Source organism: Paraburkholderia sabiae (assembly GCF_030412785.1).
Classification (GTDB): Bacteria; Pseudomonadota; Gammaproteobacteria; order Burkholderiales; family Burkholderiaceae; genus Paraburkholderia; species Paraburkholderia sabiae.
This window is the reverse complement of record NZ_CP125296.1, coordinates 2,257,291-2,271,722: the sequence shown is the minus strand read 5'-3', so window position 1 is coordinate 2,271,722 and position 14,432 is coordinate 2,257,291. Positions and strand designations below refer to the sequence as shown.

Genomic DNA, 14,432 nt, shown 5'->3' with positions numbered 1-14,432 from the left:
CGCGTCAGCGCGTCGCGCCGTTTCCGCGATGCCCGATCCCGACGACTTCCAAAACGGCACCCGACGTTCGTCTTACAGCACGGGGCCGGATTGAATCGGCAAGCCATACCTGGCACTCCGCCTGGCCTCTCCTCTCGTCGAACCCGCAGCGCGTATCGAAGGAGCGAGCCATGCCCGATCTGACGCATCTTCCCATCGACCTCATCAGCGAATTCATCAAGGACCGCGATATCTTCAAGCTGTCGCTGGTCTACGTCGCGGGTGTCGAAGTCACGCAGGCCATTCAGTGGTTCGAGGCCAGCCGCCACCTGACCGATCCGGCCGATCGCGGGCCCGACAACGGCGTCACGCTGGTCGCCAACAAGCCTGCCTGGGTGCGCATCTACGTCGGCGGTTTTATCGAGCATCACGGTATTGCCGGAACACTTTCGTTGCAACGCCGGAATGGCCTGGGCGTATGGGAGAACACGTTCACGCCCATCGGGCAATGGCCGGCAACGGTCAACTTCGATCCGGCGGATTCATACGCTACCGTCCGAGGATCGCTGGGCAACACGCTCAACTTCGTGATTCCCGCGGATCAGATGCACGGCAGTTTCCGGCTCGTCGCATCGATTCAACCGGCATCGGGAAACGCAGCAAGCCGCACGATCAACGTCGACGCCACGCTGCTTCAAACCCTGCAGATACGCGGCATCCCGATTCGCTACTGGGGGCAGGACGCCGCGGGCAATCAGGTGCAGCTCGGCCCGACGACGGCTGCCGACTTCGCGAACACGGCCACATGGACAATGCTGACTTATCCGGTCGAAAACGTGCCCAGTATTTCGCTCGCCGGCATATTCACGTGGTCAGAGACGCTGGCGGGCGCGCCCGCCGCCGCGGGTGGCTGCTCGACGGGCTGGAACGATCTGCTGTTCTGGCTGCATATCGCCAAGGTGGTCGACGGCATGATCGCCGGGGATCACCCGGACTTCATGTACTACGGCTTGCTTCCGGTAGGAACGCCGGATGGGCCTGTGATCGGATGCGATAGCGGCGACGTCAGCGCTGGCATCGCGGGAGACGGCGTCACGATGGCCCACGAACTCGGTCACTATCAGGGCTTTCCGCACGCGCCATGCGGGAACGTGGGCACGCCCGATCCGGGATATCCTGCGTACGAACCGTACGACACGCCGGGCGCACGCACTGCGAGCATCGGTGAATTCGGCCTCGACATCAGCAATGGGGCGCTTTACGATCCCGCGACCGCAAAGGACTACATGTCGTATTGCGGACCGCGTTGGACATCGCTCTATCACTATAAGGCGCAGATCGGCAGCAGCTGGTTCAATCCGCGCTACATATCGACAGGCGACCGGCCGCCGTGGTGGGATAGCTCGAAGCTGTATCGTCGATACTGGCTGCCGAGAGACTTGCCCTACCCGAATCCCGTCGAGGAATACCTGGTCCATGAAGCAAGCCGGGCCGAACTCAAACCTGCGATTGTCGTATCCGGTCTGTTGCAGGATGGCAAGCTGGAAGTGCGCTCGGTCCTTCGGCTCGATGCATTCGTGGGCGGCGGCATTGCCGGCGAAGAACGGCTCGAGATTCTCGATTCGAATGGCGAGGTCGTCAGTGCTGGCGCGCTACGTCATCAACCGCTCTCAGCCTGCGGCAACGGCTGCGGATGCGGGCACGGCGCAAGTTCGTGCGGATGCGGCTGTCATGACCCGCACGGGGCCTGTCCTCGCATTGTCACGGCGGTCGTGCCGGATTCGGCTCACGCCGCGACCATGCGTATCGTTCGCGGCGAAGAGAAGTTGTGGAGTCGCGACGCGCCCGACCAGGCGCCGGCAATCAAGGCGCTTCGCGCCGAAGTGACGGACGCCGGCCTTTCTCTCGAATGGCAGACGCCTCGCGGCCGGGATCTCGAAACGCATCTGCGCATTTCCAGCGACGAAGGCAAAACATGGCGCCTGCTCGAGTTGCGCGTACAGTCGACGAAAACCAGCGTGCCGCTCGCGGTTATCGCGCCGGGCCGCCATTGGGTAGCGGTACTTGCGTCCGACGGTTTTCATACGGCGACTTCGGAAAGCGTCGAGATTACTGTGCCGCAGCGCGCGCCGACGGCCGCGATTCACTGGCCGCTGCAAACCGCGACAGTGGCGGGTCATTCGCGAATGAGGCTGTGGGGAAGCGGCATGTCGGCGGGAACGAAGCCGCTCCCGGACGATACGCACATCTGGTCGATCGACGGTATCGAGGTCGGGCGCGGACGCGATCTCTGGGTCGCGCCTCCCGTAGCGGAGGGCGAGCATATCGCGACGCTGACGGTTTGCGACGAACACGGCACGAGCCGCGTGTCGAGCCGTTTCTGGGTGTCGTCGACGGGACTCGCGCCGAGGCGGTTGAGCCGTGATTAGCGGGTAGGCGGCGGGGACGCAGGCACAACCGGCAACCTTCGAATGTTGACGACTCTCCGGACAACAATGGAAGATCGACGGTTGAAACCTGTGGATGACTGTCCGCTACACGGAGACCTGACAATGTCGGCGATGGCGATGATTCGAGGATTTGTCGTAGCACTGGCGCTCGTTGTCCCGGAGGCGCATGCGCAGACCAGCGGCGACTTCTGGGGAACGCGTCTTCCCGATCAACCGACGCAGTTCATCTTCGGCTACGGCTCGCTCATCAACACGCCATCGCGCGACGCGACAGCGGGCAAGCCGGTTGCGGCGATTCCGGTGCGCGTGTCGGCGGCGTTCGGCTATGTGCGCAGCTGGAGCGACCGCGCGGGATCGGGGTTCACGGCGCTCGGGCTGCGGCGTCCCGTCGAGGGCGAAGCGCCGATGACGATCAATGGCGTGATCTATCCCGCTGCCGGCAACGACATGTCCGCATTCGATGAGCGCGAGAAGGGATACGTGCGTGTCGAAGTGCCTCGCGCGCTCATCGAGGCCGTGTCGTGGCAGCCGCTGCCCGCACAGGGGACCGTCTGGGTCTACGTGCCGAAGGCCGCAGGCAAGGCGCCCGGCGAAGGACTCCCCGTGCCGGATGCGCGGTTTCCACTCGTCGAGTCGTATATCGATGTGGTGATCGAAGGCGGGCTCGAATACGGACCCGAGTTCGCGCGCGAGATCATCGAGACCACGCGGGACTGGAGTCCGTACTGGCTCAACGATCGCACGCTCGCGCGGCGTCCGTGGGTGTTCGACAAGCAGTTCGCAAAGGTCGATGCACTGCTCGCGACATCCGCGCCGTGCTTCGGGCAGCGGACGTTTTCCGAGGACTATGCATCGACCGTCGCTGCGATCGCCAAACGCAAAGGCGATGTGTGTCCCCGGACGGAGCGGAGCCGGTAGGCAGTGCCCGAAGATCACTTACCCGTCAGAAGCTTGTCGAAGTCACGATCGAGCCCGGCCAACGATGAATCGATCTTGCCGCGCTTCTCTGTCACCCATTTGTCCTGTTGCGCGAGCTTCGCCTTCGCCTCAGTCAGCATGCGCTCCATCTCAGCCGGTTGAGGGCCGCCGACGGTACGTCGATTGTTGACGATAGCGACCGGATTGAGCGTCGAGCGAAATTCTTCCTCGCTCATCGGCAATACGCCATTGCCATAGCCGCTGGTCGTTTCGGCGTAGATTCGCTTCGCCTGATCGTAGGGGAAATCGCTTGGCTTGATATCGTGTGCTCTCGCGTATTCCACGACCTCCGACGCAAAGTGATGTCCCAGCCGGAACGGCAGTTTGTACTTCCGCATCAGCACGTCGGCGACTTCCTGCGATGCTGTCCAGTCGCTGTTCAGTTCGTCCAGTGCTCGACCCTGATCGATCACCAGCGCCTTGAGGATATCGTCCCACTTGCGCAAGACGGTAATGGCGCTGTTCACCATTTCCTTGTTGTCGCGGACTTCCTTTGCGTCGGGCATGCCGGGCGGCAGATTGTGTGCACGCATGATCGGCCCCATCGCCAGCGTGATCGCCGTCGATGCATCCGCGCGTGTCGAATTCAACAGGCCCGGATTGCGCTTTTGCGGCATCGCGCTCGACACGTACGTGTTGTTGCCGCCTTCCTGAAGAAGAATCCACGGACGCGGCTGCGCATATTGCGTCATGACGTCCTCGATGAAGCTGCCCGCATGAAGCGCGATGCTCGTGACGATCGAACCCACTTCCACCGGATGATCGACCGCGGCGATCTGATGGGCATCGTAGGCGTTATCGACGATGTCGGCGAAGCCCAGATATTGCGCCATGCGAGTGCGGTCCAACGGCCAGCTCGTGCCGTTCAGAACTGTCGTTCCCATCGGGCACAGATCGATGCGCGCATATGCTTCGCGAATGCGCTGAGCGTCACGATCGAGGCCTGCAGCGTAGCCAAGGAGATAGTGGCCGTAGCTATTCGGCTGCGCGGCAACGCCATTGGTGTAATTCGGCACGATGGTGTGTTCATGCTTCTGCGCGAGCGTCACGAGTGTCGTGGACGTCTTGTTCAGCTGGTCGGCGAGGCGGAGCATGTCGTCGCGCAAGATGGCGGCGCGATACGTGGCGTGCATGTCCTGACTCGAGCGTCCCGCGTGCAGCAGTGTGACGTCCATTCCTGCGGCCTGGATCAGCAGCGGCTCGAACGTGATGACGGTGGAAGGGCGCTTGCCGCCGGGTTGATTGCCGTCGTGAAGCACTTTGGCGAGCCCGGCCGCGATGCCCGGCGTCAATGTTTTGTCCAGCAGGCCTTCTTGCGTGTTGATGACGGCCGTAGCCTTGTTGATTTCGCCCAGCCAGTAAAACTCGTCACGGTTCGTCGTCTGCTGCGCGCTCGCTGGCAATGCGTGGAGAAGAATCGTGAAAGCGAGCGGGATTACCTTCTTTCTGAGCATTGTCTCGATCGTCCTTGTCGTTCCAGTGGGAACAACCTGTTTTGAATAGTTTTGCGGCTCTGGCCGAGCGAGCATTGTAATCGCTGATTTTCGCGTCAGGACTCGTCTCCCGAAGTCGAAGCCGTGCGTTGGTCTGAACCGGAGAGCCTGTGTCGCACCCTTCTGTGCGTTCGCGCCGCTTTTCGCCTAAGGTAATTTGACGCACATGAAAACGCGCGAGGTCGACATGAGCAGCGACGCAACAAACGAAAACGGTCCCGATCTGACGCAAGGCGTTGCCATCGAATCGTTCGGCGACTCGGGTCTGCAGGCGGGTCATGTCGGCGACGACAGGGTGATGATTGCGCGCGTCGGTGACGAATTCCTCGCCGTGGATGCCGCCTGTACGCACTATCACGGGCCGCTCGACGAAGGGCTGATTGTCGGCGACACGGTACGTTGCCCGTGGCATCACGCGTGTTTCAGCCTGCGAACAGGCGCGGCGCTGCGAGCGCCGGGGCTGAGTCCTGTCGGGTGCTGGTCCACCGCGGTTCGAGACGGAAAGGTCTTCGTGCTGCAGAGGCTTGCGCCATCTTCGGGTTCGATCGAAGTACCGGGTCAAGCGCCGCAGAAGATCGTCATCGTGGGCGGTGGGGCTGCCGGTTTTGCTGCCGCCGAGCGTCTCCGGCAACTCGGCTACGCGGGCAATCTCACGATGCTCAGTGACGACGACGCCGCGCCCGTCGACCGGCCGAATCTCTCCAAAGACTATCTCGCGGGCAGTGCGCCGGAGGACTGGCTGCCGCTGCGCGATAGCGCGTTTTATGCAGATCAACGCATCGATCTGCGGCTGAAGGTCAGCGTCGTACGCATTCACACTGCGACGCAGGAAGTGGAACTGTCGGATGGCAGCAAGGTGCCCTACGATCGCTTGCTGCTGGCGACGGGCGCCGAACCGGTTCGCTTGCCGATTCCCGGCATGGACCTGCCGCATGTGCATACGCTTCGCTCGCTGGCCGACAGTCGCGCGATCATCGCCGGCGCGGCGAATGCACGGCGCGTCGTCGTGGTCGGGGCCAGCTTCATCGGCCTGGAAGTGGCTGCGTCATTGCGCACGCGCGGACTCGAAGTCCATGTCGTGGCGCCGGACCGTCGTCCGATGGAACGTGTGCTAGGTCCGGAGATGGGTGATTTCGTGCGGCAATTGCACGAGGAACATGGCGTCGTTTTTCATCTGGAGAACACGATCAGTGCGATCGATGCGAACGGCGTGTCGCTGAAAGCAGGCGGCAGGGTGGACGCGGATCTCGTGGTGGTCGGCGCGGGCGTTCGACCACGGCTGGCGTTGGCCGAGCAGGCGGGACTCGCGATCGACCGGGGCGTGACGGTCGATGCGTACCTGCAAACCAGCGTGCCCGGCATTTTCGCTGCCGGCGATATCGCTCGCTGGCCCGATCCGCATAGTGGCGCGGCGATTCGCGCGGAGCATTGGGTGGTCGCGCAGCGTCAGGGGCAAACAGCGGCGATGAACATGATTGGCGGGCGAGAGAAGTTCGACGCCGTGCCCTTTTTCTGGAGCCAGCACTACGATGTGCCGATCAACTACGTCGGGCATGCGGAGAGTTGGGACGCGATTTCGGTGGACGGCAGTATCGAAGGGCGCGACTGTGTGCTGCGCTATCTGCGCGACGGACGCGTGCTCGCGGTAGCGTCGATCTATCGCGACATCGACAGTCTGCGGGCGGAAGTCGAGATGGAGAGCGATTCAGTTTGACTCAGTTTGATATATCGATGGCGAACCGGCATGCAACCGCTACGCCGGTTCATCGCCATGTGGGTAATCAGCGAGTGCGTCGTGCAAACGCGACCCCGTAAACCGCAGTGCGGATGAGGGGCATCCTGTCATCGGATAACTCGATTCCATCAGTGAGGTTGGTCGGCAGGAAGAGGAGATCTTTCTGCACCTCCCGGCTGTCGACCAGAACCTTGTCCACGGTCAGCACGCCCAGGTCTACCACCCGATGATCGCGGGACCACGGCTCGCTTGGGTCTTTGGTCTGATCGCCGGCTTCGGCGAGTTGCGCAGTGAGATGGAATAAAACCGGCTTCTTCGCGATGCGCTGCGGCAAGTCGTCGATAAGGAAATCGAGAGATTGCTGCGCGGCTTCTTCCGCACTCAGATAGACGATTTCTTCCGGGGCCATGATGTATCGCACCGCCTGCCTGCGCCCGTCCCCGTCGACGAAGATAAAGGCATTGAGGCCATAGTACTGTTCGTGCGCAAAGCTGTCCGGCGTACCCGCCGTATCGAACGATGCGGAAACGGTCGGATGGCTGGCGGCGAATTCATCCAGTGCGGTCGGTTTGGGTGCGCCTTCGGGACTCTCGCTGATCGCCCACAGCAGATCGCGAAAACCCTCTCCCGTTGCCATCGGAAATGTCTTGACGGCCAGCATCACGATGTCGACTTCGCGTCCGCCGGGCAGATGGAACTTGACGGCCATGCCCTTGATGTTGCCGGGCGCGCCGTCCGGGATGGCCGGAAAGCCGCCGTCGTTCGAAAACCGCACGGTGAAGGGAATGGTGCTGCCATCGAAAAGCGCGGCGCGGCTCAGTGCCGCCGCTGTGGGCGCGGCGACGAAATGGCCTTGCGCGACGAGCCCTTTCGCGTGATTGACGCGAAAGCCGGGATGGTTGCCGTAGATCTTGTAGAAGATGTCGACGATCTCGCTGGCAAGCGCGGAATAGTCTTCGTCGGGTGCTGCCGAGGGTGCCGGGTTTTCCGATGGTGCGAGTCTCATGTAGACGCTCCGGATGAATTGAGTGGGCTGCCGCCGATCAAACTCAGCATTCACTCTAGGCGGTTTGGAGTCGAATTCGAATTGACGGTTCGGACAAACACTTATGAATCGCAGGAAACGGTCTTCGGGGCGATCGGATGGCCAATGACAACCGCTGCAAAATCGTCCAATACTTTCCGCCGGATCTTCCCTAGCATCGTCTCCAGGGCTTTTCTCAGGAGATTGGAATTGTTATTGCAAACGGAAGCAGGTTCTTCAACCGAAGCGGAGACTCCGCAAAAGCCCGAGCGCTGTGTCATCGTCGTGGACGAAGCATTGTCGCCGGGCAAAGCGTCGAATGCCGCAGCCGTGGTCGCGTTCACGCTGGGGCAGCGGCACAGTCATCTTGTGGGCGCGCCGCTGCGGGAGCGCGACGGTACGGCACACCCCGGACTCATTCCTGTCGGCATTTCCGTGCTCAAGGCGACGGCGAAACAGTTGGGCGAGCTTCGCCGGAAATCGTTGGCACATTGCGATGTGGTGGACTTTCCCGTGCAAGGACAGGCCACGACGGATTACGCGGCGTTTCTCGATGCCGTTCAAGCGCTCCCCGGCGATTCGCTGCTGTACCTCGCAGTCGGTCTCGTCGGACCGAGGAACAGGATCAATAAGCTGGTCGGCGGCTTTTCGCTGTTCGCATGATGACCGCCAACATTTCAGCCGAACTCGACGGGCAGGTGTGGTCGATCGGCATTGATCGCCCGGCGAAGCGCAATGCGCTCAACGGCACGATGTTCGATGCGCTGGCGAATGCGCTGCAGCTCGCGCAGAGCGACGTACGCGTCCATTGTGTGCTGCTGCATGGCACCGACGATTGCTTCTGCTCGGGCCACGACACAGCCGAATTCGGCGCGCTCTGGCCGCAGGCTGCCGACGGTGCGGTTGCGCGCTGTATCAACGCGTTTGCCGATCAACACGTGCCACTCGTCGCCGCCGTCAACGGCGCAGCGGTGGGCTTCGGCGCGACGATGCTGCTGCACGCGGACTACGTGGTTGTCGGCGAGAGCGCGACGTTCCGCTTTCCATTCGCCGACCTCGGCATCGTCCCTGAAGCGGGCGCGACGGCGTTGCTGGCACGGCGTGTCGGCGATCTCGTCGCGCGTGACTGGTTGATGAGCGGTCGCCCTGTCGAGGCTGCGGAGGCCTTGCAACGTGGCTTCATTTCGAGCGTGGTGTGTGACGGGAAGGTTCAAGAAACCGCTCGCGATTACGCGAAGCGCCTCGCCGCGAAGCCGCCGAGTGCGCTTCAAGCGACACGGCGTCTGTTGCGGGAGGGCGCCATGCGATCGGCGCACGAAGCGATCGCGAGCGAGCTTTTTCATTTGAATGCGTGCATTCCAGCCGTTTCATGGAGATCGGTTCCTCATGCGTAAAGTTCACATCGTCCATGCTCATCCCGAGCCTCGTTCCTTCTGCACGGCAATGGCTCATGAAGCGCGTCGGCTGCTTGCATTGCGCGGCGACGACGTGAGCTTTTCGGACCTGTATGCGCTCGACTTCGATCCCGTCGTCCGCGCAAGCGATTTCGTCGAGCGCGCCGATCGCGACTATCTCGTGTATGCACTTGAGCAGCGTCATGCGCTCGAGCACAACGCCGTTGCGCCCGACATTCAGCGTGAAGTCGATGCGTTGATGTCCAGCGACATCCTGATGCTGGTGTTTCCGCTCTACTGGTTCTCGGTGCCCGCGCTCATCAAAGGGTGGATAGACCGCTGCTTTCTGTCGGGCGCACTGTATGGCGGCAAGCGGATCTACGGACGCGGTGGCATGGCCGGCAAGCGGGCCGTGATCGGCGTGACGCTCGGTGGACGGGAACACATGTTCGGCGCGCACGCGATTCATGGCGAACTCGCAGGCGGCATGTTGCGTCATCTGTTGCAGGGGACGCTCGGGTATGTCGGCTATGAAGTGCTCGATCCGTTCTTCGCGTGGCATGTTCCGTACTGTTCGCCTTCAGAGCGAGCGGATACGCTTGCGCATTGGCGCGATTTCGTCGAAACGCTCGACGCGCAGCCGTCGCTGACCATGCCGGGTCTCGAGGATTATGATGATGTTTTTCGTCCGCGCACTCAGGTCGCATCAAGATGAAAGCCACATCGCCGACACCCTCCGTCAAGCTTTGGCGCGCGCCCGACGTGATGGATGCCGTCATGCTGAAAGGCCAGTTCGTCGCGCACCGGTATCCGCCGCACACGCATGACACGCATTGCCTCGCGGTCATCACGGGCGGAACACTTGCAGTCGAGGTCCGGCAAGAACGCCGCTTGTGCCGTCGAGGCGATGTGATCGTCATCGATGCAGACGTGGTGCACTCTGGCGTTGCCGCTGGCGATGGTCACTGGAAGATGCGCGTCGAACATGTGCAGCCTGCAGCACTTGCTGCGTATTGCGAGCGGCTTGGCGTTCCCCGGCGCGAACGCTTCGAAGTGGCGAGCCCGTTTATCGTCGACCCGGAACTGTCGCGCTATCTCTACGGCGTGAACTGGTGCTCCGAAGTCGACGACGATCCGTTCAAGCGCAGTGAAGCGCTCGCGTGTGCTGTCGTCGGACTGCGTGCGCGGCACGCTGCACGCGCCGGCGATTTGCCTGTGGTGCGCAGGGAGCCCGCTCTGGTGCGCGCGGTCAAAAGCCGTCTATGTGAGGATTTCCTTGAACGCGTAACGCTATCGACGCTCGCGAGTGAGTTCGGCGTGACGCCTTTTGTACTGCTGCGTGCATTCGAGCGAGAAGCAGGGATGAGCCCGCATGCTTATCAGCAGCAGGAACGCGTGCGTCACGCGATGCCCATGCTGCGAACCGGCCGACCGATTGCGGAAGTCGGTGCGAGAACTGGCTTTGCCGATCAATCGCATTTCACGCGTGTGTTCAAGCAGCAGACGGGGGTGACGCCGAAGGTTTATCAGGCTGCGTTTTCCTGATAACTGCGGGAATAGCAATTATTCCTTGCGAACAATGCACTTAATTATCAATGACAGCTTTCCTAGACTTATCGTGAACTGCAAGAGGCCGACCGCGCTTTGCGTGTAGACCGCTTGCGTCCGAAATCCAGTCAAATAATGGAGGAGCGAATCGTGGATAAAGCAAGGGGCACATTGATCGCGGCTGTCGCCGCACTCGCACTGTCGAGCGGTGCTTATGCACAGAGCAACAATACGCTTGCGACGCCGAGCACGGTATCGCCGGCCGCGCATGCAACGAGCGGCTACGGCACACCTGGCGCTACGAACTCGGATAGTGGCACGGGCGCGGGGTCGTCGAATTCAAGTACGCAGAAGAGTACGAGCAGTAGTTCGACGCCTGGTACCAGCGCCTATGGCGTCAATAACACATTGGCGACTCCGAGCACAGCGTCGCCGGTCAAGTAGCAACTGCTAGAACCTACTCCGGGCACAACGAGCGCAAAGCGCTTTGGCCCGGAGTTTCACATTTCCCTAAAACCTTAGTTTGCCTAAGAAGATTATCAAAACCACCAACGCGTTATCGCGCCAGTGATAACTCGAAGCAAGCCTATTCACCCACCCGAAACCCATCCCGATTCATCGCCTCAATACTCGCATCGAAGCGCGTCCCCTGACCGCCTAACGTCAACGTCGCGCGCTTCGCCGCTGCGAGTAGCGCGGTCAACGCCGTAGTGAACGTCGATGCCATGTCGAATCGCGCTTTCGGTCCCGACAACGCCAACGCACCGACCAGTTCCCCCGTTGCCCCGAATACCGGCACCGAAACGGACGCGGTTTCAGGATCGCGCTCCCCGTGCGAGACCGCCCACAGCTGTGCGCGCACGGTATCCCAGCGTGCGTCATCCGTATCGGTGAAGGCCAGCAGCACTTTGCCGGAAGCGCCTTTGTCGATCGGAAACGCTTCGCCCACATGAATGGAAACGCGCACGGCACGCGCAGGTTCGACGCGGAACAGGACGAGCCGCTGGTCTCCTTGCCGCACGTAAAGCGAAGCGGTTTCGCCAAGATCGCGGCTCAGTTGCTGAAGGATCGGCTCGATGACCGGTCCGACATCGAACGAACGCTGATAGAGCGCGGCGAGACGCAACGGTTGAGGCCCGATTGCGTATTGCCCGTCGTTCAGCTTGCGGATGAATCCGCCATGCTCCAACGCACCCAGCAGACGCAAGATCGTGCTCTTGTACAGATCGGTCCGGCGCGAAAGCTCCGCGAGCGACAGGCGGCTGTCGCCCGGTCCGAACGCATTGAGGATCGCGAACGCGCGATCCAGCACCGCGACGCCGCTCGACGCCTCGCTAGCGGCTGAAGACTCCGAAGCCCCCGCTTCCTGCATCTCAGAGGACACGTCCGTTTTCCTTCCTGAATTTTCCATGCGGCTCACTTTAGCGTTCTGTTCCGCAGAACACAAGTTCTAAAAATCTGCAAAAACTCGGGTATACCCACCTTAAAACGCTGCCATATCGCGCCTATAGTTCCGTCAGCCAGAACGATATTCTTTCTAACAGAACGCCGAGCAGCCAAAACCTTGGAGTCACATGAAATGTCCTCAACGCCGAAGATTCTCGTAAGCGAAGTCGGCCCGCGCGATGGGTTGCAAAGCATCAAAAGCGTCATGCCGACGTCGACAAAGCTGCGCTGGATTTCCGCGCTCGCTGCGGCAGGGCTGAAGGAAATCGAAGTCGGTTCGTTCGTGCCCGCGCGGTTGTTGCCGCAAATGGCGGATATCCACGAAGTCGTCGCGCATGCACTGACGATCCCCGGTCTGCACGTTGCGGTTCTTGCGCCGAATCTGCGCGGATCGCAGAGCGCGTTCGAGGCGGGCGTGCACAAGGTCACGCTGCCGGTGTCGGTCACCGACGAGCACTCGATGGCGAACATCCGCAAAACGACGAGCCAGATGATCCAGGAAGTGCGCGAGATCGTCGCGTTGCGCGACGCGCAGTTCCCTGGCGTGCAGATCGAAGCGGGCGTGTCGGTCGCGTTCGGTTGCACGATCGCCGGCACGGTCAGCGACGATCAGACGATGCGCATGTGTCACGCGATGGCCGAATGCGGCGTCGATGAAGTGGGCCTGTCCGACACCAGCGGCTATGCGAATCCCACGCAGGTCCGTCGACTCTTTCGACGCTTGCAGGCGGAACTCGGCGGCAAGGCGGGCGGCGCGCACTTTCACAACACGCGTGGTCAGGGCCTGGCGAACGTCGTCGCCGCGCTGGACGCGGGCGTCACGACCATCGACGCGAGTCAGGCAGGCCTCGGCGGCTGCCCGTATGCGCCGGGCGCGACCGGCAACATCGTGACGGAAGACCTGGCGTTTCTGCTCGAAGCAATGGGCTATGACACGGGCATCGACATCGACGCTCTTGTCGCGGCACGCGCGATTCTCATTGAGGCATTACCGGATGAGGCACTGTACGGACATGTGCAGGACGCCGGATTGCCGAAGGGTTTCGCCTATGCCGACGGACGCGCGCCGAGCGCGCCGCAACCGGAAGGATGTTTGCTGGGAGTGCCGCAATGAGCGAGACGAATCAAACGCTGCCGTACAGCGGCGTACGCGTCGTCGAGATGACGCACATGGTGATGGGCCCGACTTGCGGCATGGTGCTGGCGGACCTGGGCGCTGAAGTGATCAAGATCGAGCCGATCGCAGGCGATAGCACGCGCTCTCTGCGCGGATCGGGGGCGGGGTTCTTCGGCACCTTCAACCGGAACAAGAAAAGCATTGCCGTCGACGTCAAGGATCCACGCGGCATCGAGGTCGTACATAAACTGCTCGCCGGTGCAGACATCTTTAGCGAGAACTTCAAGAGCGGCTCGATGGACAAGCTCGGGCTCGGCTATGCGGCGCTCTCGAAGATGAATCCGCGGCTGATCTATGTCTCGCACAAAGGGTTCCTGCCCGGTCCCTACGATCATCGGACCGCACTGGACGAAGTCGTGCAGATGATGGGCGGACTTGCCTATATGACGGGCCCCGAAGGACGGCCGCTGCGCGCGGGCACGAGCGTGAACGACATCATGGGCGGCATGTTCGGCGCGATCGGCGCAATGGCTGCGCTCGCACAGCGTGAGCGCACAGGCAAGGGCCAGGAAGTGCAGAGCGCGCTGTTCGAGAACAACGTGTTTCTGGTTGCGCAGCACATGATGCAGTTCGCGGTGACGGGCAAGGCTGCGGCTCCGATGCCGAGCCGCATCTCAGCCTGGGCCGTGTATGACGTCTTCTCCGTGAAAAACGGCGAACAGATTTTTCTGGCGGTGGTGTCGGACACGCAATGGGCCTTGTTCTGCGATGCATTCGATCTTTCCGAGCTGAAGTCGGACGAACGGATCGCCACCAACAATCAGCGCGTGCAGGCGCGCGACTGGCTGCTGCCGCAACTTCGCGAGCACATGTCGGCGTTCACTGCTGCGGAAATCAGCACGATTTTCGAACGCATCGGCTTGCCGTACGCGCCGATCACGAAGCCGCAGGATCTGTTCGACGATCCGCATCTGCTCGCTACGGGCGGTCTCGCCGATGTGACGTTGCCAGCCGATGCGAGCGGCGCAGGTGAAGCCGTATCGACGCGAACCGCGCTGCTGCCGCTCACGCTCGACGGCGAGCGCTTGCGGCTGCGCGCCGCGCCACCCGCGCTCGGGCAGGACACTCGCGCGCTGTTGACGCAACTCGGCTACACCGACGACGAACTGCGGCAACTCGTGTATGCGGGTGTCGTTCGATGTCAGAACCCGCAAACGGGCGACCATTCGAATCCTTCCGCCAACGAGCTGGCTAGCGCCTGACCACGC

At 61.9% G+C, this 14,432-nt stretch carries 13 protein-coding genes; 10 read left to right on the top strand and 3 right to left on the bottom strand.

Annotation, left to right across the window (positions count from 1 at the left end; all coding sequences use genetic code 11):
* Nucleotides 1–170 precede the first annotated feature (170 nt).
* The gene (locus QEN71_RS39590) at nt 171–2,408 is read left to right on the top strand and encodes a zinc metalloprotease (RefSeq protein WP_201649513.1); all 2,238 of its coding nucleotides are present in this window, start codon (nt 171–173) and stop codon (nt 2,406–2,408) included.
* Nucleotides 2,409–2,531: 123 nt separating this feature from the next.
* Nucleotides 2,532–3,347, top strand: coding sequence for a gamma-glutamylcyclotransferase family protein (locus QEN71_RS39585; RefSeq protein WP_201649515.1), 816 nt, complete (start codon nt 2,532–2,534; stop codon nt 3,345–3,347).
* Between the two features lie 14 nt (nt 3,348–3,361).
* On the opposite strand, the gene QEN71_RS39580 is transcribed toward QEN71_RS39585, so the two are convergent.
* Complete coding sequence (locus tag QEN71_RS39580) at nt 3,362–4,861, bottom strand: argininosuccinate lyase (protein ID WP_201649517.1); 1,500 nt, start codon at nt 4,859–4,861, stop codon at nt 3,362–3,364.
* 226 nt (nt 4,862–5,087) lie between these two features.
* On the opposite strand from QEN71_RS39580, the gene QEN71_RS39575 reads away from it, so the two are divergent.
* Nucleotides 5,088–6,614, top strand: a complete 1,527-nt coding sequence (locus QEN71_RS39575; RefSeq protein ID WP_201649519.1) for an FAD-dependent oxidoreductase — start codon at nt 5,088–5,090, stop codon at nt 6,612–6,614.
* 67 nt (nt 6,615–6,681) lie between these two features.
* Here the strand turns inward: QEN71_RS39575 and QEN71_RS39570 are convergent, their stop codons facing one another.
* Nucleotides 6,682–7,695 (bottom strand): catalase family peroxidase, encoded by a 1,014-nt coding sequence (locus tag QEN71_RS39570; protein WP_233471751.1) that lies wholly within the window; start codon nt 7,693–7,695, stop codon nt 6,682–6,684.
* Nucleotides 7,696–7,869: 174 nt separating this feature from the next.
* Between QEN71_RS39570 and QEN71_RS39565 the strand changes: the two genes are divergently transcribed.
* The 5 genes from QEN71_RS39565 (at nt 7,870) to QEN71_RS39545 (ending at nt 11,045) form a co-directional block, all read left to right on the top strand.
* Nucleotides 7,870–8,322 (top strand): DUF2000 domain-containing protein, encoded by a 453-nt coding sequence (locus tag QEN71_RS39565; protein WP_201649712.1) that lies wholly within the window; start codon nt 7,870–7,872, stop codon nt 8,320–8,322.
* Entirely contained in the window at nt 8,319–9,053 is a 735-nt protein-coding gene (locus QEN71_RS39560; protein ID WP_201649521.1) for an enoyl-CoA hydratase-related protein, read from the top strand. Before QEN71_RS39565 ends, QEN71_RS39560 begins: the two co-directional genes overlap by 4 nt.
* Nucleotides 9,046–9,768: an NAD(P)H-dependent oxidoreductase gene (locus QEN71_RS39555; RefSeq protein ID WP_201649522.1), complete on the top strand. Its 723-nt coding sequence runs from the start codon at nt 9,046–9,048 to the stop codon at nt 9,766–9,768. The genes QEN71_RS39560 and QEN71_RS39555 overlap by 8 nt, the downstream gene beginning before the upstream one ends.
* Nucleotides 9,765–10,598, top strand: a complete 834-nt coding sequence (locus tag QEN71_RS39550) for an AraC family transcriptional regulator (RefSeq protein ID WP_201649524.1) — start codon at nt 9,765–9,767, stop codon at nt 10,596–10,598. Before QEN71_RS39555 ends, QEN71_RS39550 begins: the two co-directional genes overlap by 4 nt.
* Nucleotides 10,599–10,751: 153 nt before the next feature.
* On the top strand, nt 10,752–11,045 hold the full coding sequence (locus tag QEN71_RS39545) for a hypothetical protein (protein ID WP_201649526.1): 294 nt from the start codon (nt 10,752–10,754) through the stop codon (nt 11,043–11,045).
* Nucleotides 11,046–11,187: 142 nt separating this feature from the next.
* Here QEN71_RS39545 and QEN71_RS39540 read toward each other — a convergent pair whose 3' ends face one another.
* Nucleotides 11,188–11,973 carry an IclR family transcriptional regulator gene (locus QEN71_RS39540; protein ID WP_201649713.1) on the bottom strand — a complete coding sequence of 262 codons (786 nt, stop codon included), beginning with the start codon at nt 11,971–11,973 and terminating at the stop codon, nt 11,188–11,190.
* A gap of 207 nt (nt 11,974–12,180) precedes the next feature.
* Here QEN71_RS39540 and QEN71_RS39535 point away from each other — a divergent pair, with 207 nt between their 5' ends.
* Nucleotides 12,181–13,161 (top strand): hydroxymethylglutaryl-CoA lyase, encoded by a 981-nt coding sequence (locus tag QEN71_RS39535; protein WP_201649528.1) that lies wholly within the window; start codon nt 12,181–12,183, stop codon nt 13,159–13,161.
* A complete protein-coding gene (locus QEN71_RS39530; RefSeq protein ID WP_201649530.1) occupies nt 13,158–14,426 on the top strand; it encodes a CaiB/BaiF CoA transferase family protein in 1,269 nt (422 codons plus the stop codon). Before QEN71_RS39535 ends, QEN71_RS39530 begins: the two co-directional genes overlap by 4 nt.
* Nucleotides 14,427–14,432: the final 6 nt, after the last annotated feature.

Coding starts and splice junctions, on each gene's coding strand:
- QEN71_RS39580 (WP_201649517.1), bottom strand. CDS start 4,861: ATGCTCAGAAAGAAGGTAATCCCGCTCGCTTTCACGATTCTTCTCCAC.
- QEN71_RS39575 (WP_201649519.1), top strand. CDS start 5,088: ATGAGCAGCGACGCAACAAACGAAAACGGTCCCGATCTGACGCAAGGC.
- QEN71_RS39555 (WP_201649522.1), top strand. CDS start 9,046: ATGCGTAAAGTTCACATCGTCCATGCTCATCCCGAGCCTCGTTCCTTC.
- QEN71_RS39540 (WP_201649713.1), bottom strand. CDS start 11,973: ATGCAGGAAGCGGGGGCTTCGGAGTCTTCAGCCGCTAGCGAGGCGTCG.
- QEN71_RS39535 (WP_201649528.1), top strand. CDS start 12,181: ATGTCCTCAACGCCGAAGATTCTCGTAAGCGAAGTCGGCCCGCGCGAT.
- QEN71_RS39585 (WP_201649515.1), top strand. CDS start 2,532: ATGTCGGCGATGGCGATGATTCGAGGATTTGTCGTAGCACTGGCGCTC.
- QEN71_RS39590 (WP_201649513.1), top strand. CDS start 171: ATGCCCGATCTGACGCATCTTCCCATCGACCTCATCAGCGAATTCATC.
- QEN71_RS39530 (WP_201649530.1), top strand. CDS start 13,158: ATGAGCGAGACGAATCAAACGCTGCCGTACAGCGGCGTACGCGTCGTC.
- QEN71_RS39560 (WP_201649521.1), top strand. CDS start 8,319: ATGATGACCGCCAACATTTCAGCCGAACTCGACGGGCAGGTGTGGTCG.
- QEN71_RS39550 (WP_201649524.1), top strand. CDS start 9,765: ATGAAAGCCACATCGCCGACACCCTCCGTCAAGCTTTGGCGCGCGCCC.